This window comes from Streptomyces sp. NPDC031497 (assembly GCF_055580905.1).
Genome location: NZ_JBVIKO010000005.1, coordinates 208,356 through 227,360, shown reverse-complemented (window position 1 = coordinate 227,360; position 19,005 = coordinate 208,356). Strand labels below are relative to the sequence as shown.

The 19,005-nt window shown below is 70.3% G+C and carries 17 protein-coding genes; 6 read left to right on the top strand and 11 right to left on the bottom strand.

Going from position 1 to position 19,005, the window contains the following annotated elements; genetic code table 11:
* The first annotated feature begins 79 nt into the window (after positions 1–79).
* On the top strand, positions 80–1,066 hold the full coding sequence (locus tag ACZ5K7_RS12380; protein WP_468912889.1) for an aldo/keto reductase: 987 nt from the start codon (positions 80–82) through the stop codon (positions 1,064–1,066).
* Here the strand turns inward: ACZ5K7_RS12380 and ACZ5K7_RS12375 are convergent.
* From ACZ5K7_RS12375 to iolD, 7 genes are all read right to left on the bottom strand, one after another.
* A complete protein-coding gene (locus tag ACZ5K7_RS12375; protein WP_468912887.1) occupies positions 1,060–3,069 on the bottom strand; it encodes a beta-galactosidase in 2,010 nt (669 codons plus the stop codon). The two genes, ACZ5K7_RS12380 and ACZ5K7_RS12375, sit on opposite strands and share 7 nt — an antisense overlap.
* Positions 3,066–4,388 (bottom strand): glycoside hydrolase family 36 protein, encoded by a 1,323-nt coding sequence (locus ACZ5K7_RS12370; RefSeq protein ID WP_468912885.1) that lies wholly within the window; start codon positions 4,386–4,388, stop codon positions 3,066–3,068. The genes ACZ5K7_RS12375 and ACZ5K7_RS12370 overlap by 4 nt, the downstream gene beginning before the upstream one ends.
* 26 nt (positions 4,389–4,414) lie before the next feature.
* On the bottom strand, positions 4,415–5,302 hold the full coding sequence (locus ACZ5K7_RS12365) for a carbohydrate ABC transporter permease (RefSeq protein WP_351705783.1): 888 nt from the start codon (positions 5,300–5,302) through the stop codon (positions 4,415–4,417).
* Positions 5,299–6,279 (bottom strand): carbohydrate ABC transporter permease, encoded by a 981-nt coding sequence (locus ACZ5K7_RS12360; protein WP_468912883.1) that lies wholly within the window; start codon positions 6,277–6,279, stop codon positions 5,299–5,301. Before ACZ5K7_RS12360 ends, ACZ5K7_RS12365 begins: the two co-directional genes overlap by 4 nt.
* Before the next feature lie 9 nt (positions 6,280–6,288).
* Positions 6,289–7,602, bottom strand: coding sequence for an ABC transporter substrate-binding protein (locus ACZ5K7_RS12355; RefSeq protein ID WP_351705789.1), 1,314 nt, complete (start codon positions 7,600–7,602; stop codon positions 6,289–6,291).
* 331 nt (positions 7,603–7,933) lie between these two features.
* On the bottom strand, positions 7,934–8,719 hold the full coding sequence (locus tag ACZ5K7_RS12350; protein ID WP_351705792.1) for a GntR family transcriptional regulator: 786 nt from the start codon (positions 8,717–8,719) through the stop codon (positions 7,934–7,936).
* Between the two features lie 29 nt (positions 8,720–8,748).
* Positions 8,749–10,620, bottom strand: a complete 1,872-nt coding sequence (iolD, locus tag ACZ5K7_RS12345) for a 3D-(3,5/4)-trihydroxycyclohexane-1,2-dione acylhydrolase (decyclizing) (protein WP_468912880.1) — start codon at positions 10,618–10,620, stop codon at positions 8,749–8,751.
* A 312-nt stretch (positions 10,621–10,932) separates the two neighbouring features.
* Between iolD and ACZ5K7_RS12340 the strand changes: the two genes are divergently transcribed.
* The 5 genes from ACZ5K7_RS12340 to ACZ5K7_RS12320 all read left to right on the top strand — a co-directional run bounded on the left by ACZ5K7_RS12340 (position 10,933) and on the right by ACZ5K7_RS12320 (position 15,155).
* Positions 10,933–11,952, top strand: a complete 1,020-nt coding sequence (locus tag ACZ5K7_RS12340; RefSeq protein WP_468912879.1) for a sugar ABC transporter substrate-binding protein — start codon at positions 10,933–10,935, stop codon at positions 11,950–11,952.
* Positions 11,953–11,956: 4 nt separating this feature from the next.
* The gene (locus tag ACZ5K7_RS12335; RefSeq protein ID WP_468912878.1) at positions 11,957–13,027 is read left to right on the top strand and encodes an ABC transporter permease; all 1,071 of its coding nucleotides are present in this window, start codon (positions 11,957–11,959) and stop codon (positions 13,025–13,027) included.
* Positions 13,028–13,031: 4 nt separating this feature from the next.
* Positions 13,032–13,943 (top strand): ATP-binding cassette domain-containing protein, encoded by a 912-nt coding sequence (locus tag ACZ5K7_RS12330; protein ID WP_468912876.1) that lies wholly within the window; start codon positions 13,032–13,034, stop codon positions 13,941–13,943.
* A 3-nt stretch (positions 13,944–13,946) separates the two neighbouring features.
* Positions 13,947–14,849: a sugar phosphate isomerase/epimerase family protein gene (locus ACZ5K7_RS12325; protein ID WP_351703123.1), complete on the top strand. Its 903-nt coding sequence runs from the start codon at positions 13,947–13,949 to the stop codon at positions 14,847–14,849.
* 117 nt (positions 14,850–14,966) lie between these two features.
* The gene (locus ACZ5K7_RS12320; RefSeq protein WP_351703126.1) at positions 14,967–15,155 is read left to right on the top strand and encodes a hypothetical protein; all 189 of its coding nucleotides are present in this window, start codon (positions 14,967–14,969) and stop codon (positions 15,153–15,155) included.
* On the opposite strand, the gene ACZ5K7_RS12315 is transcribed toward ACZ5K7_RS12320, so the two are convergent.
* From ACZ5K7_RS12315 to ACZ5K7_RS12300, 4 genes are all read right to left on the bottom strand, one after another.
* Positions 15,143–15,550, bottom strand: a complete 408-nt coding sequence (locus tag ACZ5K7_RS12315) for a hypothetical protein (protein WP_468912874.1) — start codon at positions 15,548–15,550, stop codon at positions 15,143–15,145. The two genes, ACZ5K7_RS12320 and ACZ5K7_RS12315, sit on opposite strands and share 13 nt — an antisense overlap.
* Positions 15,551–15,768: 218 nt before the next feature.
* Entirely contained in the window at positions 15,769–16,773 is a 1,005-nt protein-coding gene (locus ACZ5K7_RS12310) for a Gfo/Idh/MocA family protein (protein ID WP_468912872.1), read from the bottom strand.
* Between the two features lie 133 nt (positions 16,774–16,906).
* Complete coding sequence (locus ACZ5K7_RS12305) at positions 16,907–17,683, bottom strand: SDR family oxidoreductase (RefSeq protein WP_351703134.1); 777 nt, start codon at positions 17,681–17,683, stop codon at positions 16,907–16,909.
* A gap of 16 nt (positions 17,684–17,699) precedes the next feature.
* Positions 17,700–18,866: a phytanoyl-CoA dioxygenase family protein gene (locus tag ACZ5K7_RS12300; RefSeq protein WP_468912870.1), complete on the bottom strand. Its 1,167-nt coding sequence runs from the start codon at positions 18,864–18,866 to the stop codon at positions 17,700–17,702.
* Positions 18,867–19,005 lie beyond the last annotated feature (139 nt).

Sequence of the window (19,005 nt, the reverse complement as noted above, 5' to 3'; positions counted from 1 at the left end):
CTTGACCTGAAGCGCACTTCAAGCTGAAGACTCCCCGTCGTGCACCCGGAACCCCGGGGGCGCGGACGGAGGAGACGCCATGAAGTACCGCACCATCGGCACCGACCCGAAGACCCGCCGTGAGGTGAGCGTCCTCGCGCTCGGCGCCATGCTGTTCGGGTCCCGCACCGACGAGAAGACCTCCTTCGCCGTCCTCGACCGCTACGTCGAGGCCGGCGGGAACTTCATCGACACGTCCGACAACTACGCCTTCTGGGAGGACGGGAGCCAGGGCGGCCAGAGCGAGGAACTGCTCGGCCGCTGGCGGCGCGACCGGGGCGTCGGCGCGGAGATCGTGATCGCCACCAAGCTCGGCGCCCGTCCCCTCGCCCCCGGCACGAGCTTCACCGACAACCCCGAGGGCCTGTCCGCGAAGGTGATCCGGGAGTCGGCCGAGCGCAGCCGCGAACGCCTCGGCGTGCAGAAACTCGACCTTCTGTACGCCCACATAGAGGACCCCGCCGTCCCGCTGCGCGAGACCGTCGAGGGGTTCGCCGCGCTCGTCGCCGAGGGCACCGTCGGTCTGCTCGGCGCCAGCAACCACGCCGTCTGGCGGCTGGAACGCGCCCGCGCGCTCGCCGCCGCGGCCGGCCTGCCCGGCTACGAGGTGCTCCAGTACCAGCACAGCTATCTGCGCCCGCGCACCGACATCCCCGACGACCTGTTCCCGGACGGCAGCCTCGGCGGCGCCGACGCCCAGCTCCGCGGCTATCTGCGCGCGGAACCGGGCCTCACCCTGGTCGCCTACTCACCGCTGCTCAAGGGTGCCTACACCCGGCCCGGCAAACCGCTGCCCGCCGACTACGACCACCCCGGCACCCCGGCCCGTCTCGCTGCCCTGCGCGAGGTGGCCCGGGAGACCGGGGCGACCCTCCACCAGGTCGTGCTCGCCTGGCTGCTGGGCGGGCCGCTGCCGGTCGTCCCGCTGGCCGGGGTCTCGTCCGTGGCCCAGCTTGAGGAGAACCTCGCCGCCGTGGACCTGGAGCTGTCCCCGGACCAGCGGGCCCGCCTGGACGCGGCTCACTGAGCGCGGGGCTCCCGCACGACGGCGATCTCGCCCGGCGGCACGAAAACCGTGCCGTCGGCCGGCTTCCCGGAGAGCAGCTCCACCGACCCCGCCGACACCGCGACCTCGGCCCCCTCCCCGGCGTGGTCGATCACGAACACGTAGTCCGCGTCAGTGCCGCGCCGCACGACGACCTCCACGCCCGCCGGCGCGGTACGGCCCGCGGCCACACCAGCCTCCGCACGGATCCGGGCGAGCAGCCCCGCCAGGGTCTCCGCGTCCGGCAGGGTCGCCAGGTACCAGGCGCTGCCCGTGCCGTACGCGTGCCGCGTCACCGCCGGGACACCGGCCAGGGGGCCGTCGGCGTAGGACGTGATCACCTCGGCGCCCTCCGGCCGTACCCGCTCCGACCACAGCGAGCCCGTGCCGCCCTCGCTGAGCGCCACCCGCTCACCCGGCAGCAGCGGGAACAGCTCGTCCGTCCGGACGCCCAGGACCTCCCGGAACGCACCCGGGTAACCGCCCAGCCGTACATGGCTGTTCTCGTCCACCATGCCGCTGTGGAAACCGACGGCGAGGGTGCCGCCGGCCTCGGCGAAGGACGTCAGGTTGGCCGCGCCCGCGTCATCCACCAGGTACAGGCTCGGGGCCAGGACCACCTTGTACGCCGACAGGTCCGCGTCCGGCCGGACGAAGTCCACGGCCACGCCCGCCCGCCACAGCGGCTCGTACCAGGAGCGGGCCAGCTCCAGGTAGCGCAGTTCACCGCTCGGCTGGGAGGGGAACTCCAGCGCCCAGCGGGCGTCCCAGTCCCAGACCACCGCCACCTCGGCGGTGCCCGTGCTGCCGCGCACCTCCGCCAACGCCCGCAGATCCGCGCCGAGTCGGACGACGTCCCGCCAGATCTGGCTGTCGGTCCCCGCGTGCGGCAGCATCGCGGAGTGCCACTGCTCGGCGCCGGCCTTCGCCGCCCGCCACTGGAAGTAGCAGATGCCGTCCGCGCCGTGCGCCACATGGGCGAGCGCGTTGCGGCGCAACTCACCGGGGTTCTTGGCCCGGTTGACGGGCTGCCAGTTGACCGCGCCCGTCGAGTGCTCCATCAGCAGCCACGGGCCGCCCGCCAGCGACCGCATCAGATCGCCGCTGAGCGCGACGTCGATCTGCGACTCGGGGTCGGCGGACATCAGATAGTGGTCGTTGGCCACCACGTCCAGCTCCGGTGCCCAGCGCCAGTAGTCGAGGGCGTCGAAGTTGTGCATCACCATGAAGTTGGTGGTGGCCGGGATCGAGGGCGCCGCCTCCCGGAGGACGTCCCGCTCCGCCGTGTACAGCGACAGCAGCTCGTCCGAGCAGAAGCGCCGCCAGTCCAGCTGGTGCGTCGGGTTGGGTACGGCACCGGTCGCGCGGGGCGGCAGGATCTCGTCCCAGTCGTAGTACCACTGGCTCCAGAAGGTGGTGCCCCAGGCGTGGTTGAGGGCGGCCAGGTCGTCGCCGTACCGGGCCCGCAGCCAGCGGCGGAAGGACTCCGCGCTGGTGTCGCAGTAGCAGGCGGCGTTGTGGCAGCCGTACTCGTTGTGGACGTGCCACATCTTGACGGCCGGGTGGCTCGCGTACCGCTCGGCGATCGCGCCCGCGATCCGGAGCGCGGCCTGGCGGTAGGCGGGACTGCTGGGGCAGAACGTCTGGCGGCTGCCGTACGACAGGGTGCGGCCGTCGTGGTCCACCGGGAGCGCCTCGGGGTGGGCGCGGAAGAACCAGGCCGGCGGGGCGGCCGTCGGGGTGGCGAGGTCGGCGGCGATGCCGTTCTCGTGGAGGAGGTCGAGGACCTTGTCCATCCGCGAGAAGTCGTGGACGCCCTCGGACGGCTCCATCAGCGCCCACGAGAAGATGCCGACGCTCACCATGGTGACGCCCGCCTCGCGCATCAGACGGACGTCCTCGGCCCACACCTCCTCGGGCCACTGCTCGGGGTTGTAGTCGCCGCCGTAGGCGATGCCCGGGACGGAGAGGGTGCGGTCGCTCATCGGTTGACTCCGGTTGCTCCGGTGAGAAGGCGGCGGGTCGTGTCCACGCCCCACGGGTCGAGGGAGAGCAGCCGGTCGCTGGAGGCGACCAGGCCGCCGACGGCCTCCACATGGGCCGCCCAGCGGGCGCGGGTCTCCACGGCGGGGCGGGCCATCAGACAGTCGGGGTCGTTGATCCAGAGCCGGCCGTGCTGCCACTGGCGGCCGACCCCGGTGAACTCGGCCGGGTCCTGGCCCGGTTGGCTGTAGTCGTCGGCCTGGGGGCGGCGGTGCGGGGCCGTGTCGGGGCTGACCCGCATCGCGTCGAACAGGCCGATGGAGGGCAGCATCGGCGCCCCGCAGCCGAGGAGGTAGGCGTCGGCGCCGATGGCCTCCCGGATCAGGGCGATGCCGAGCCGGTACGCGGTGAGCGGGTCCGCGTCCGAGTGCCGTACGCCGTCCAGCGCGCCCGCGTAGAGGAAGTCGACCTTGAAGTAGTCGTAGCCCTCGGCGCGCAGCGTGGCGAAGACGTCGGTGAGGTAGGCCGCGGCGGCCGGGTGGGTGGTGTCCAGGACGTACAGGTCGTGGCCCCAGTTGCGGCCCGCGTGCAGCGGGTTGCCGTCGGGGTCGCGGACCAGCCAGTCCGGGTACGTCTCGGCGAGCGCGCTCGCCGGGTCGACCAGGAAGGGCGCCGTCCAGATGCCGGCCCGGCGGCCGCGGGCGCGGATGGCGTCCGCGATGCCCCGCCGGGAGCGGAAGCGGCCGGAGAGGTTCAGCCAGTCGCCCAGGGCGCTCTGGTAGCCGTCGTCGATCTGTACCACGTCGATCGGCAGGTCGAGGGTGTCCATCGCGCGCAGGTTCTCGTGGATGTCGTCCTCGGTGACGGCCGTGAAGTACTCGTACCAGGAGCACCAGACGGTGGGCGCCGGGCGGGGCGCCGGCAGCGTCAGGGAGTCGGCCCAGTCGGCCGGCACGGACTGGATGTCCGTGCCGGTCCACTCCTTGACCGGGCCGTCCGCCTCGATCTCGGCGACACCGCCCGCGACGGTCAGCCGGATCGACGGGACCTCGTGCAGCGGGTCCGTCGCCGCCCAGAGCCGGACCGGGGAGCCGTCGCCCGGGTCGAGTGCCAGCAGGCCCTCGCCCTGGTAGGCCCCGGCGGGCACACCGCGGCCGGGGCGGTAACACACCGTCGCCCAGTTGTCGTTCGTCGGGCGGTGCGGGGCGGTGCCGAGGGCGTAGGAGCCGCTCGGCGACCAGGACTGCCAGCCCTCCTCGTGGACACGGGCGGTGCGCGTGTCCACGGGTACGGAGGCGACCGGGGTGAACGGGTTGTGCACGGGGTTCTCTTTCAAAGGGGGCCGGATCAGCCCTTGGCGGAGCCCAGGGTCAGACCGCTGACGAACTGCTTCTGGAGCGCGAAGTACACGACCAGTGTCGGGATCGCGGTGAGCAGGGAACCGGCGGCGACCAGGTTCGGGTCGGTGAAGTACTGGCCCGAGAGGTTGTTCAGCGCCGAGGTGATCGGCATGTTCTCTCCGGTCGAGATCAGCACCAGGGCCCAGAAGAAGTCGTTGTAGATCCAGATCGACAACAGGGTCGCCAGGGCCGCCATCGCCGGCCGGCACAGCGGCAGCGTGATCTGCCAGTACAGCCGCCACACCGACGCGCCGTCCACCAGCGCCGCTTCGGTCAGTTCGTGCGGCAGCGACCGCATGTAGTTGCTGAGCACGAACGCGCAGAACCCGGACTGGAACGCCACATGGATCAGCACCAGGCCGAGCGCCGAGTCGTACAGCTTGCCGCTCTGCGTGATGCCTGGCAGGTTCGTCAGCAGGTACAGCCGGTACAGCGGGGTGATGATGACCTGCTGCGGCAGCAGGTTGCCCGCCGTGAACACCAGCAGCAGCGCCAGGTTGAGCCGGAAGTCGAAGCGGCTGACGTAGAACGCGACCATCGACGACAGGAACAGCGTGAGCAGCACGGCCGGGACCGCGATGATCAGCGTGTTCATGAAGTAGTGGGTCATGTCCGACTGCGTGAACGCGTTCTTGAAGTTGTCGAAGTTCAGCGTGTGCGGCCAGGACACGTAACCGCGGTCGCTGGTCTCGCTGTACGGGCGCAGCGCCGAGAAGATCGCCCACAGCAGCGGGGCGAGCCATGCCAGCGCCGTGACGGCGAGGAAGACGTGCAGCAGGACGCGGGCCGGACGGATCGGGGTGCGCTGCTTGGCCAGCGCGCTCACGGTGCTCATGCGCGCCGCTCCTTCCGGAAGGTCGCGATCAGATACGGGATGATCACGATCAGGGAGATGAACAGCAGCACCACCGCGATCGCCGAGCCGTAACCGATGCGGCTGGACTCGCCGATGACGTTGTTGGTCACCAGGATGGAGAGCAACTCGGTTCCCTGGGCGCCCTTGTTGAAGACGAAGACCAGGTCGAAGGCGCGTAGCGCCTCGATGATGGTGACGACCAGGACGACCGTGTTGGTCGGCCGCAGGGTCGGGAAGATGACGTTCTTGAACGTCTGCCACTCGTTGGCGCCGTCGAGAGCCGAGGCCTCGCGCAGCGACGGGTCGACGCTCTTCAGGCCGGCCAGGTAGAGGATCATCATGTAGCCGGCGTGCCGCCAGGACGCGGCGATCAGGACCGCCCACAGGTTGAGCTTCGGGTCACCGATCCAGTCGATGTAGTGGCCCGGCTTGTTGGCGCCGATGATGCTGTTGATCAGGCCCGTGTCCGGGTTGTAGATCAGCTGCCAGACGAACCCGATGCACGCCATGGAGATGACGACCGGCAGGAAGAACGCCGTCTGGTAGACCCGGGTGAACCGGATCCGCTTGTCCAACTGCACGGCCAGGAACAGGCCGAACGGCGTCGGGATCAGGATCAGGACGACGAACCAGATGATGTTGTGCTGGACCGCGGGCCAGAACTGCGGGTTGTCGCTGAAGAGTTGCTGGAAGTTGTCGAGCCCGACCCACTTGATGGAGTCGAAGCCGATGCCGTCCCAGGTGGTGAAGGCCAGCAGGATCGACGCGAGTGCGGTCACCCAGACGAGCAGGACATGGAGAACCGTCGGCACGCCGGCCATGAAGGCCAGCGTGATGCGGTCGCGGCGGGTCAGCAGGCGCTTGTGCCCCTGCCGGACCCGCTTCTTCTCGGACGCGCGCCCAGGAGGCGGCACGGCGGCCGCCTCCTGGGACTTCGTGGTGGTTTCAGTCGTCATTCAGTCGGCTCACTCGGACGCGAAGATGGTCTTCTTCTGGCGCTCGATCGACGAGAGCAGACTGTCGACGCCCTTCGGGTTCTGCAGGAACTTCTGCAGGCCGGGCTGCATCACCGTCGAGGTGAAGTCCGGGCGGGAGTCGCGGTCCATGAACTGGGTGAGGCTCTTGGCGTTGCTGATCATGTCGTACGCCTTCTTCTGCAGGGCGGAGTACGACGAAGTGTCCGCCTTGGAGGAGGCGGCGACCACGCTGGAGTCGGCCTTGAGGTAGATCTGCTCGGCCGCGGGGGTGCCGAGGTACTCCATCAGCTTGAAGGCGCCGCTCTTGTTCTTCGGGGCCTTGCTGACCATGTAGCCGTCGGTGGGGGCCTCGACGGTGTCCTGGCCGTACGCGGAGTTGATCTCCGGGAAGGCGAAGAAGTCGAGGTCGTCCAGGTCGGCCTTGTTGGTGAACTGCTGGGCCACGAAGGAGCCGAGGAGGTACATGCCGGCCTTCTTGGAGACCAGGGTCTGCGCGGCGTCCTGCCAGGTGCGGCCCATGAAGCCGTCCTGGTGGTAGGGGAGGATCTCGGCCCAGTGGTCGAAGACGGCCTTGACCTTCGGGTCGGTCCACTCGGCCTTGCCGCCCATCAGGTCGACGTGGAAGTCGTACCCGTTGATGCGGAAGTTGAGCTGGTCGAAGGTGCCCATCGCCGGCCACGCGTCCTTGTCGCCGAACGCGATCGGGACCAGGCCGTCCTTCTTCATCTGCTTGCACAGGGCCACGAAGGCGTCCCAGGTGGTGGGAACGGTGTAGCCCTTCTCCTGGAAGACGCTCTTGCGGTAGAAGATCGCCCAGGGGTAGGTGTCCAGCGGCACGAAGTAGTACTTGCCGTCCTCGCCCTTGCTGAGCTTCTTCATCGCGTCGGGGAAGCCGTCGCCGATCTTGTCCCAGACCTCGTCGATCGGAGTGGCGAGGCCCTTCTTCGCGAAGAACTGCATCCGGTACCCGGCGAACCAGTTGAACACGTCGTCAGGCGTGCCCTGGAGGTAGGAGTTGATCTGCTCCTGGAAGGTGTTGTGGTCCTTCGTGTTGACGTCGACCGTGATGCCCGACTGCTTCTTGAAGGTCGCGTACATCTCCGCGTAGGCCTTCTTCGGCACGGCGTCCGAGCCGTTGGAGCCGAGAGTGACCGTCTTCGGGTCGGAGGAGGACCCGCTGCCGCCGCACGCGGACAGCAGGGGTATGCCGGCACCGGCGAGGAGGGCGGCCGAACCGGCCCCACGCAGAACGTTACGGCGGCTCGGACCCGGCAGGTGAAGACCGGACGGGGAGATGCGCATGGCGGCTCCTGAGTAACAGGGTTCGGCAAGGGGAAGAGCTGATCTTCGAAAGGTCCCGAAACCGATCAGAAACCAACTCGGCCGAACATCGTGGGCGCAATAACAGCCGCTTGTCCGCTCATGCGTCAATAGCCTGCGTCCCTCTCACCCGTCTCTTGCCCGAAACGTAATCGACATGGTTGCCTGCCGGTTTGTTGAACAGAGCGGTACGACCGAGCCCCCAGGGGGCGAACTCCGTGGGGGCTCGTGTGCGGGCATGTTGGTTTCCCGTGGCGGGACCAGCGGTTAAACCAGTGGCGGCCGTACCGCCACGCGGCGTTCCGCGCCCGTCCTACGACCTTACGAGCAGCTGGAAGTCGAAGGCGTACCGGGACGCCCGGTAGACATGGCTGCCGTACTCCACCGGACGCCCGGTGTCGTCGTAGGCCGTGCGCCGCATGGTGAGCAGGGCGGCGCCCTCCTTCTCGTCGAGGCCGGCGGCCTCCTCGGCGGTGGCGCTGCGGGCGCCCACGGTCTGCCGGGCGCTGTGCAGGGTGATGCCCGCCGTGCGCATCATCCGGTACAGGCCGGTCGACTCCAGGCGTTCCGTGTCGAGTTCGAGCAGTGCGGCGGGCAGATAGTTGCAGAGGAACGCCACCGGCTGGCCGTGCGTGCAGCGCAGCCGCTCCAGCACGACCACCTCCGCGCCCTCCGCGATGCCGAGCGCGGCGGCCACCTCGCCGGTCGCCGGGATCCGCTCGTTGCGCAGCACCCGGGTGGTCGGGCCCTGCCCGGCCGACTCCAGGTCGTCGTAGAGGCTGCTCAGCTCCAGCGGCCGCTTGACCTGACTGTGCACCACCTGGGTGCCCACGCCCCGGCGGCGTACCAACAAGCCCTTGTCGACGAGGGACTGGATGGCCTGGCGGACCGTGGGCCGGGACAGGCCGAGCCGCACCGACAGGTCGATCTCGTTGCCCAGGAGGTTCCCCGGCGCGAGGACGCCGTGCTCTATGGCCTCCTCCAGCTGCTGGGCGAGCTGGTAGTAGAGCGGTACGGGACTGCCGCGGTCCAGGGCGAAGTCCAGGGAGTCGAGCGCCGAGACGGTCGCGGTGCGGGCGGAACCACCGGTTCGGGCCACCGGGACACCTCCTTCCGGGATTCGTGGGTTCACAGGTGCCGACGGCGCTCGGCGCGCTGCCGGTCGTACTCCTCGCGGGCCCGTACGGCGGCCTCGCGGGCGGCGGTCTCGGCGACCGGCACGTCCCACCAGGCCTCGGCCCCGGGAGCGCCGGCCGCCGGGTCCGTCTCGACGTACACGCAGGTCGGCCGGTCGCTCGCGCGGGCCGCGGAGAGCGCCTCGCGCAGCTCCCGCACGGTCTTGGCGCGCAGCACCTCCATGCCGAGGCTGGCCGCGTTGGCGGCGAGGTCGACCGGCAGCGGGGCGCCGCCGAAGGTGCCGTCGGCCAGGCGGTAGCGGTAGGCGGTGCCGAACCGCTCGCCGCCCACCGACTCGGAGAGGCCGCCGATGGAGGCGTACCCGTGGTTCTGGATCAGCACCAGGTTGACGGGCAGACCCTCCTGGACGGCGGTGACGATCTCGGTCGGATTCATCAGATAGGTGCCGTCTCCGACCAGCGACCAGACCACGGTGTCCGGGGCCGCCTGCTGGACGCCGATGCCGGCCGGGATCTCGTAGCCCATGCAGGAGTAGCCGTACTCCAGGTGGTACTGGCGCGGCGAGCGGGCCCGCCAGAGCTTGTGGAGGTCGCCCGGGAGCGAGCCGGCCGCGTTGATGACAACGTCGTCATCGCCCACCACCGCGTCCAGGACGCCGAGCACCTGCGTCTGGGTCGGCACGGCGTCCTCGTCGTCCGCGCGGTAGGCGGCCTCGACGACGGCCTCCCAACGCTCCTTGCCGGCCCGGTACTCGGCCTCGTAGTCCGCGGCCACCCGGTGCCCGGCGAGGGCCTCCGTGAGGGCGCCCAGCCCCGCCAGCGCGTCGCAGACGAGGGTGCGGGCGGCCAGCTTGTGGGCGTCGAAGCCGGTGATGTTCAGGTTGACGAAGCGGACGTCCGGGTTCTGGAAGAGGGTGCCGGAGGCCGTGGTGAAGTCCGAGTACCGGGTACCGACCCCGATGACCAGGTCGGCGGTGCGGGCCAGGTCGTCGGCGACGGCGGTCCCGGTGTGGCCGATGCCGCCCAGGTCGGCCGGGTGGTCGTGGCGCAGCGAGCCCTTGCCCGCCTGGGTCGAGGCCACGGGGATGCCAGTGGCCTCCACAAGGGCCCTCAGGGCGTCCTCGGCGCGGCTGTGGTGGACTCCGCCGCCCGCCACGATCAGCGGCCGCTGAGCGGCCCGTACGGCGCTCACGGCGTCCGCCAGCTCCACCGGGTCGGGGGCGGGCCGCCGGACCCGCCAGACGCGCTCGGCGAAGAACTCCTCGGGCCAGTCGTACGCCTCCGCCTGGACGTCCTGGGGGAGGGCGAGGGTGACCGCGCCGGTCTCGGCCGGGTCGGCGAGCACCCGCATGGCGTTCAGGGCGGACGGGATCAGCGCCTCGGGGCGGGTGATCCGGTCGAAGTAGCGGGAGACCGGGCGCAGCGTGTCGTTGACGGAGACGTCGAACTCGACCGGGTGCTCCAGCTGTTGCAGCAGCGGGTCGGGCGCGTGGCTCGCGAAGTAGTCGCCGGGGAGCAGCAGCACCGGCAGCCGGTTGATCGTGGCGAGGGCGGCGCCGGTCACCAGGTTGGTGGCGCCCGGGCCGATGGACGTGGTGACCGCCTGCGCGGAGAGCCGGTCCAGCTGGCGGGCGTGGCCGACGGCCGCGTGCACCATCGCCTGCTCGTTGCGGCCCTGGTGGTACGGCATGACGTCGCCGTACTCCAGGAGCGCCTGGCCGATACCCGCCACATTGCCGTGGCCGAAGATGCCCCAGGTGCCGGCGATCAGCCGGTGCCGGACGCCGTCGCGCTCGGTGTACTGGGCGGACAGGAACCGCACCAGTGCCTGGGCGACGGTCAGGCGGGTGGTCGGCTGGCTCATGGGGACCTCATTCGGACGGGGCGGTGAGCAGGGGTACGCCCGGCGGGAGCGGGTAGGGATCGCGAGGCTCCCCGGGTGGGGCGGGATGCCTCTCAGGTGTAGATCGGGGCAGGTCGAACTGTCAATGGTTTGTACTTACATTCGGACCTGAGTGTGAAATGATGTCTTAACAAAGTATTGACAGCGGGCCACACAGGGACTTGTATCCCGTCCCAACGCACAGCACCGATCCGGACCGGCACTTTCCCGGACCGGATCCAGGATCCTCACGGATTCCCTCTCTTTCCCGTCGCACAGTGAGGTGCAGGCAAGATGGACCGCTCATCCCGTATCCGTCCGCGGAGACTGGCCCCCTTCGTGGCCGTGGCCGTGGCGGCCACCCTGACCCTCGCCGGCTGCTCCAGCAGCTCCGGAGGAAAGAAGTCGGAGGAGGGCGGTGCGTCCGCCTCCGCCGGCAAGGCGAGCACCCCGCGCATGACGGTCGCGCTGGTCACCCACCAGGCGCCCGGCGACACCTTCTGGGACATCGTCCGCAAGGGTGCCGAGGCGGCCGCCGCGAAGGACAACGTCAAGCTCGTCTACTCCGCCGACCCGAACGCCGGCAACCAGGCCAACCTGGTGCAGAACGCGATCGACCAGAAGGTCGACGGGATCGCCGTCACCCTCGCCAAGCCGGACGCCCTCAAGACGGTCATCGGCAAGGCGACCGCGGCGAACATCCCGGTCGTCGGGCTCAACTCCGGTGTGAGCGACTGGAAGAAGCTCGGCCTGCTGGAGTTCTTCGGCCAGGACGAGACGGTCGCGGGCGAGGCGCTCGGCAACCGGCTGAACACGGAAGGCGCCAAGAAGGTCGTCTGTGTCATCCAGGAGCAGGGCAACGTCGGCCTCACCCAGCGGTGCGACGGCGTGAAGAAGACGTTCTCGGGAACGACGGAGACCCTGTACGTCGACGGCACGTCCCCGACCTCGGTCAAGTCCACGATCACCGCCAAGCTCAAGACGGACGGCGCCATCGACCACGTGATCACGCTCGGCGCCCCCATCGCGCTGATCGCCGTGCAGTCGGTGTCCGACGCGGGCAGCAAGGCGAAGATCGCCACCTTCGACCTCAACAAGGACCTGACCGGCGCCATCAGCAAGGGGACGATCGAGTTCGCCGTGGACCAGCAGCCCTACCTCCAGGGCTACCTGGCGGTCGACTCGCTGTGGCTCTACAAGAACAACGGCAACTACATGGGCGGCGGTGAGCAGCCGGTGCTGACCGGGCCGGCCTTCGTCGACAAGACCAACGTCGACAAGGTCGCCCAGTTCGCGGCGAAGGGCACTCGGTGATCGTATGAGCCAGCAGGCACAGCCGGCGGTGTCCACACCGCCGGCCCCCGGCCCCAAGGAGAAGGACGGCCGCACCGCGCAACGCCCGCTGGCGCTCCGGGTGCTGGCCCGTCCGGACGTCGGCGTCTTCCTCGGCGCCGTCGCGGTCTACGTCTTCTTCCTGGTCGCGGCGCCGCCGGTGCGCGAGGCCAGCTCGATGGCGAACATCCTGTACCAGTCGTCCACCATCGGGATCATGGCCCTGCCGGTGGCGCTGCTGATGATCGGCGGCGAGTTCGACCTGTCGGCAGGCGTCGCCGTCATCACCTCGGCGCTGACCGCCGCCATGCTCAGCTACCAGCTGACACTCAACGTGTGGGTGGGCGTGATCGCCGCACTGGTCGTCTCGCTGGCGATCGGCTTCCTCAACGGCTGGCTGGTGGTGAAGACCGGGTTGCCGAGCTTCCTGATCACCCTGGGAAGCTTCCTGATCCTGCAGGGCGTGAACCTCGCGGTGACCAAGCTGGTCACCGGCAACGTCGCCACCGACGACATCAGCAACATGGACGGCTTCGGCCAGGCACAGAAGGTCTTCGCCTCCTCCTTCCACATCGGCGGCGTCGAGGTGAAGATCACCATCGTGTGGTGGCTGGTCTTCGCGGCGATCGCCACCTGGGTGCTGCTGCGCAGCAAGTACGGCAACTGGGTCTTCGCGGTCGGCGGCAACAAGGAGTCCGCACGCGCGGTCGGTGTGCCGGTGACCTTCACCAAGATCTCGCTGTTCATGCTGGTCGGCTTCGGTGCCTGGTTCGTCGGCATGCACCAGCTGTTCTCGTTCAACACGGTGCAGTCCGGTGAGGGCGTGGGGCAGGAGCTGATCTACATCTCCGCGGCGGTCATCGGCGGCTGTCTGCTGACCGGCGGCGCGGGTTCGGCGATCGGCCCGGTCTTCGGTGCCTTCATGTTCGGGATGGTGCAGCAGGGCATCGTCTACGCGGGCTGGAACCCGGACTGGTTCAAGGCCTTCCTCGGCGTGATGCTGCTCGGCGCCGTCCTGATCAATCTGTGGGTCAGCCGCACGGCGACCAGGAGGTGACCCGATGACAGACAACGGAACCGGAACCCACGGTGCCGTCCTTGAGGACACGGCACCCGCCGAGGGTGCCCCGATCGTCGCACTGCGCGGCGCGGGCAAGTCCTACGGCAATATCCGCGCCCTGCACGGTGTCGACCTCCAGGTCTTCCCCGGTCAGGTCACCTGTGTCCTGGGTGACAACGGGGCCGGCAAGTCCACCCTCATCAAGATCATCTCGGGGTTGCACCAGCACACCGAGGGCGACTTCCTGGTCGACGGCGGTCCGGTGCGCTTCACCACCCCGCGCGAGGCCCTGGACCGGGGTATCGCCACCGTCTACCAGGACCTGGCGACCGTCCCGCTGATGCCGGTGTGGCGGAACTTCTTCCTCGGCTCCGAGATGACCCGGGGCCCCTGGCCCGTGCGCCGTCTGGACATCGCCCGGATGAAGGAGACCGCCGACCGCGAGCTGCGCAACATGGGCATCGTCCTGGACGACCTCGACCAGCCCATCGGCACCCTCTCCGGCGGCCAGCGCCAGTGCGTGGCCATCGCCCGCGCCGTCTACTTCGGCGCCCGCGTCCTGATCCTGGACGAGCCCACCGCCGCTCTGGGTGTCAAGCAGTCCGGGGTGGTCCTGAAGTACATCGCCGCCGCCCGCGAACGCGGCCTCGGCGTCATCTTCATCACCCACAACCCCCACCACGCCTACATGGTCGGCGACCACTTCAGCGTGCTGCGCCTGGGCACCCTCGAACTCTCCGCCGAACGCAGCGAGATCACCCTCGAAGAACTCACCAACCACATGGCCGGCGGCACCGAACTCGCCGCCCTCAAGCACGAACTGTCCCAGGTCCGCGGAGTCGACACCGAGGAACTCCCGGAAGAGGAGGACCTCACCGCCCCCGCGGTGTCCGGTCCGGAAGGAAAGTCCTGACCCATGGCGAACGCCCTCGACCGCATCCGCGTCGGCTCGGCCCCCGACTCCTGGGGCGTCTGGTTCCCGGACGACCCCCAGCAGGTCCCCTGGGAACGCTTCCTGGACGAGGTCTCCGAGGCCGGGTACTCCTGGATCGAACTTGGCCCCTACGGCTACCTCCCCACCGACCCGGCCCGCCTCACCGACGAGATCGTCCGGCGGAACCTGAAGGTCTCGGCCGGCACCGTCTTCACCGGCCTGCACCGCGGCCCCGCCGTCTGGGACGCCACCTGGGAGCACGTCAGCCAGGTCGCCGCGCTCACCCAGGCGATGGACGCGAAGCACCTGGTGGTCATCCCGTCCTTCTGGCGGGACGACAAGACTGCCGAGATCCTGGAGCCGCACGAGCTGACCGGCGAGCAGTGGGCCCACCTCACCAAGGGCATGGAACGGCTCGGCCACGAGGTGAAGGAGACGTACGGCCTGGACATCGTCGTCCATCCGCACGCCGACACCCACATCGACACCGAGGAGCACGTGGAGCGCTTCCTCGACTCGACCGACACGGACCTGGTCAACCTCTGCCTGGACACCGGCCACTACGCCTACTGCGGCGGCGACAGCGTCAAGCTGATCGAGACCTACGGCGAGCGGATCGGCTACCTCCACCTCAAGCAGGTGGACCCGGCGATCCTGGCCGACGTCCAGGCCAAGGGCACCCCGTTCGGGCCGGCCGTGGCCCAGGGCGTGATGTGCGAACCGCCTACCGGGGTACCGGAGCTGGGCCCGGTGATGGAGGCGGCGCAGCGGCTGGGCGTCGACCTGTTCGCCATCGTCGAGCAGGACATGTACCCCTGCGAGCCGGACAAGCCGCTGCCCATCGCGGTGCGCACCCGGCAGTTCCTGCGGTCCTGCGGCGCCTGAGCCCGGGAACACCCGCCAGGGCCCGGACGTTCTTCCGGACGACGGGACGGAAACCCAACTCTGCCGCGCGGCCCCATGGCGCCGCCGCGGCGGAGGGCATGGACCATGGGGGCGAGGATGGCACACGAAGAGCACGCGGAGCCGGACGTCGACGCTGCCGACGAGGTGCTGCGGCACCGGCGTTTCGGCGCGCTGCCGGAGCGGATCCGCCCGGAGGACATGGTCGAGACCAGGCCGGCGATCGGGCACGACCCGGACCGGGACGCCTACGACCCGGACGAGTTCGCGGTGCGCTACGGCCTCTGAGCCGCCGGGACCGCGCCGTGGGCGAGCAGGCTCTCGGCGCAGTCCAGCACCGTCTCCCGGGCCGGGCGCGGCTGCCGGCCCAGCAGCCGCGCCGCCTTCTCGGTGCCGTGCCGGTCGCGCCGGCCCGGCGCCGGGGTGATCTCGCGCAGCGCGGGGTCCCGGAAGCGGGCCGCGAGCCGCACCGCGAAGTCCGGCAGCCGACGCGTCGGCACCTGCCGCCCGCGCTCGCCGAGGCCCTCCCGCAGGAACCGCGCCAGGTCCGCCATCCACACGAACCCACCGGTGGCCAGGAACCGTTCGCCGGCGGCGGCCGGTGAGGTCATCGCCCTGAGGTGGACGTCGACCAGGTCCCGCACGTCCACCACCTCCAGCCCGATCCGGGGCACACCCGGCATCGCCCCGGAGAGCAACCGGACGTCGATCCGGAGGACGTACTCCTCCAGCTCAGCGTCCTGTGGCGGATCGACCCGGCACGCGGCGACGCGGCGGCGCGGGCGGCGCGGATCCTGCGACTGATCGTGGACGGGCTGCGGGCCTGGCGGAGAACGGCGAAAGGGCGGGCGGAGAGGCCGTGGTCCGGTCTCTCCGCCCGCCCCGCCGCCGATGCCCGGTGTCAGGCGCCGCGTACCTCCGCGATCGTCACCGGACGGTGCTCGTGCAGGGACAGCGTGCAGGCCTCCGCGATCCAGCCGGCCTCCAGGGCGTCCTCGACCGTGCAGGGGGAGGGGCGGTTGCCGGCCACGACCTCGGTGAACGCGGTGAGTTCGGCGCGGTAGGCCGCGGCGAAGCGGTCCATGAAGAAGTCGTGTGGGGTGCCCGCCGGGAAGGTCACCCCGGGCTCGACCGAACGCAGCGGGAGCTTGTCCTCCAGGCCGACGGCGATCGAGTCCTGGAACCCGTGCAGCTCCATGCGGACGTCGTACCCCCGGGCGTTGTGGCGGGAGTTGGAGATCACCGCGATAGTGCCGTCGTCCAGGGTGAGGATCGCGCCGGTGGTGTCGGCGTCGCCCGCCTCCTTGATGTAGTCGGCGCCCCGGTTGCCGCCGACCGCGTACACCTCGGTGACCTCACGGCCGGTCACCCAGCGGATGATGTCGAAGTCGTGCACGGAACAGTCCCGGAAGATGCCACCGGACACGGCGACATAGGCGGCGGGCGGCGGGGCCGGGTCCAGCGTGGTCGAGCGGACGGTGTGCAGCTTGCCCAGCTCGCCCGCCTGGACGGCGGCACGCGCGGCGACGAACCCGGCGTCGAAACGGCGGTTGTAGCCGATCTGGATCGGCACGCCTTTGCCCTGTACGGCCTTGAGTACCGCGACACCGTCGCTCATGTGCTTGGCGACAGGCTTCTCGCAGAAGACGGGGATGCCGGCCTCGACACCGGCCAGGATCAGGGCGGGGTGGGCGTCGGTGGCGGCGGCCACCACGATGCCGTCCACGCCGGCGGCCAGCAGCGCCTCGGGCGAGTCCACGACCTCGCCGCCGAACTTCTCGGCGGCGGCCTTGGCGGCGTCCGCGAACGGGTCGGTCAGGACGAGCGAGTCGACCGCGTCGAGCCCGGAGAGGGTCTCGGCGTGGAACGCGCCGATGCGGCCGAGGCCGAGAATTCCGATACGCATGTGCCTTGCTACTTCCTTGAGATCGAGGCGCCCCCTCAGGGGCGCGGGGCTCTGTCGATATGCGGCTCCGCCGCGTGGGCGCGACCAGCCACAACGGCGCCGAAGACGACTCACGACCCGGCGCGGCACATCCCTAGTCGAGACCACCCAGCACGTTCTGGTCCCAGTCGATCACCGACCCGGTCACCACCCCCGACCGCTCGGACAGCAGGAACACCACGAAGTCCGCGATCTCGTCCGGTTGGCCGAGCTTTCCCATCGGCAGCCTGGCCGCGGCCTCCTCCCGCCAGCCGTCCTCCGCCCCGTGGAACGCCCGCTGCGTCGCGTCCTCGCCCTCCGTCGCCGTCCAGCCGATGTTCAGGCCGTTGATCCGCACCCGGTCCCAGCGGTGCGCGTGCGCCGCGTTGCGGGTCAGGCCGATCAGGCCGGCCTTCGCGGCGACGTACGGTGCGAGAAACGGCTGCCCGCCGTGCGCGGCCGAGGTGATGATGTTGACCACCGTGCCGGGTGCCTTGCGCGCGACCATGTCGGCGACCGCCGCCTGCATCGCGAAGAACGGCCCCTTGAGGTTGATCGCGATGTGCTGGTCGAACAGCTCGGGCGTGGTGTCCAGCAGGGTGCCCCGGGAGGTGAGCCCCGCCGAGTTGACCAGGCAGTCGATCCGGCCGTACGCGTCGACCACCGCGGCCACCGAGGCCTTGGCCTGTTCGGCGTCCGAGAGGTCGGCCCGCACGTACAGCGCCTTGCCGCCGGCGGCGGAGAGCTCGGCCACCAGGGCCTCGCCGGGTTCGGGGCGGCGGCCGGTGACGGCGACCGTGGCGCCCTCCCGGACCGCGGCCCGCGCGATGGCCGCGCCGACGCCCTGGCTGCCGCCGTTGACGAGGACGACCTTGTCGTGGAGAAGTCCCATGGAATCCTTGGCCCTTTCAGCTCTCGTGCCGGGCCGCGGCGGCCCGCAGTTCGTCCCGCAGTACCCGCGGGGCCCATCCCTCGCGCAGTGCCCGCCGTACCAGGTCCGCCTGCGAGGGCGGGGCCATGCCGTCGACCGGCGGATCGCTGTCGAGGTTGGTCGGGAACGGGTAGCCCTCGGCGCTCGCCGCGATGACGTGCTCCAGCCAGGCCTCAGCGGCCCCCTCCGCCCGGCGCCGGCGCAGCACCGGGTAGACCGCGTTGGCCACCGCCTCCCGGTCCACGGTCTCCATGGCCCGCCCGAAGGCCGAGGACACCTGGAGCAGGTTGGCCATCCGCCGGATGCCGACGCTCCGGTTGGTGCCGGCCGCGTGGAACACCGCCGGGTTGAAGAACACCGCGTCGCCCTTCGCCAGCGGCAGCTGCACGTGGTGGGCCTTGAAGTAGTCCTGGAACTCCGGCCGCCGCCAGGCCAGATAACCCGGCTCATAGGTCTGGGAGTAGGGGAGGTACAGCGTCGGCCCGGACTCCACCGGCATGTCGCAGTGCGCGACCGCGCCCTGGAGGGTGAGCACGGGGGAGAGGCGGTGCACATGGGCCGGGTAGGCCTCGGCCTGCTCGTCGGAGAGGAAACCGAGGTGGTAGTCGCGGTGCGCGGTCTGCGCCACACCGCCCGGCTTGACCACGTTGATCTGCGAGGTGACCTGGTAGCCGGGGCCCAGCCAGGCCCGGGAGACCAGGGCCAGGATGTCGTTGGCGTAGTAGTCGGCGAACCCCTCCGGGTCGTAGAGCGCCGCCTTCTCCAGCGCGTTCCACACCCGGTCGTTGGCGCCCGGCTTCGCGAAGTGGTCGCCCGCCCCGGCACCCGACTCGTTCTGCTCCGAGATCAGCGCGTCGAAGACCGCCGTAGCCCGGTCGACGACCTTCGGATCGGGGAACGCGCCCTTGAAGACGACGACCCCCGGCCCGTCGGTGAGGGCGCGCACGAGTTCGGTCCGCACCTCGTGGGGCGCGTCGACGGCGCGCAGCCGCTCGCTGTCGTAGACGAGGACGTCGCGCTCGACGGCCGAGGCGTGCGGGTAGGCGGCCGGGTCCGTGGTCCGCTCGACCAGCGCGCGGAAGGTGTCGAGGTCGCAGTCCTGCTGGGAGAGCCAGGCGCGGCCCTGTTCGGCGGCGAGGGACATCGGTGTCCTTCTTTCGGTCATGGCCACGGTCACGGTCACAGCGGCCAGGGCCATGGGAGCGGCGGGGCTCTGTCATTCTTGTCAGTACAAACCCCTCGAACAACCAGCAGCGAGCCATCAAAAACCCCTCAAGGAGCCA

Coding starts and splice junctions, on each gene's coding strand:
- ACZ5K7_RS12380 (WP_468912889.1), top strand. CDS start 80: ATGAAGTACCGCACCATCGGCACCGACCCGAAGACCCGCCGTGAGGTG.
- ACZ5K7_RS12375 (WP_468912887.1), bottom strand. CDS start 3,069: ATGAGCGACCGCACCCTCTCCGTCCCGGGCATCGCCTACGGCGGCGAC.
- ACZ5K7_RS12365 (WP_351705783.1), bottom strand. CDS start 5,302: ATGAGCACCGTGAGCGCGCTGGCCAAGCAGCGCACCCCGATCCGTCCG.
- ACZ5K7_RS12360 (WP_468912883.1), bottom strand. CDS start 6,279: ATGACGACTGAAACCACCACGAAGTCCCAGGAGGCGGCCGCCGTGCCG.
- ACZ5K7_RS12355 (WP_351705789.1), bottom strand. CDS start 7,602: ATGCGCATCTCCCCGTCCGGTCTTCACCTGCCGGGTCCGAGCCGCCGT.
- iolD (WP_468912880.1), bottom strand. CDS start 10,620: ATGAGCCAGCCGACCACCCGCCTGACCGTCGCCCAGGCACTGGTGCGG.
- ACZ5K7_RS12340 (WP_468912879.1), top strand. CDS start 10,933: ATGGACCGCTCATCCCGTATCCGTCCGCGGAGACTGGCCCCCTTCGTG.
- ACZ5K7_RS12335 (WP_468912878.1), top strand. CDS start 11,957: ATGAGCCAGCAGGCACAGCCGGCGGTGTCCACACCGCCGGCCCCCGGC.
- ACZ5K7_RS12330 (WP_468912876.1), top strand. CDS start 13,032: ATGACAGACAACGGAACCGGAACCCACGGTGCCGTCCTTGAGGACACG.
- ACZ5K7_RS12325 (WP_351703123.1), top strand. CDS start 13,947: ATGGCGAACGCCCTCGACCGCATCCGCGTCGGCTCGGCCCCCGACTCC.
- ACZ5K7_RS12320 (WP_351703126.1), top strand. CDS start 14,967: ATGGCACACGAAGAGCACGCGGAGCCGGACGTCGACGCTGCCGACGAG.
- ACZ5K7_RS12315 (WP_468912874.1), bottom strand. CDS start 15,550: ATGCCGGGTGTGCCCCGGATCGGGCTGGAGGTGGTGGACGTGCGGGAC.
- ACZ5K7_RS12310 (WP_468912872.1), bottom strand. CDS start 16,773: ATGCGTATCGGAATTCTCGGCCTCGGCCGCATCGGCGCGTTCCACGCC.
- ACZ5K7_RS12305 (WP_351703134.1), bottom strand. CDS start 17,683: ATGGGACTTCTCCACGACAAGGTCGTCCTCGTCAACGGCGGCAGCCAG.
- ACZ5K7_RS12300 (WP_468912870.1), bottom strand. CDS start 18,866: ATGTCCCTCGCCGCCGAACAGGGCCGCGCCTGGCTCTCCCAGCAGGAC.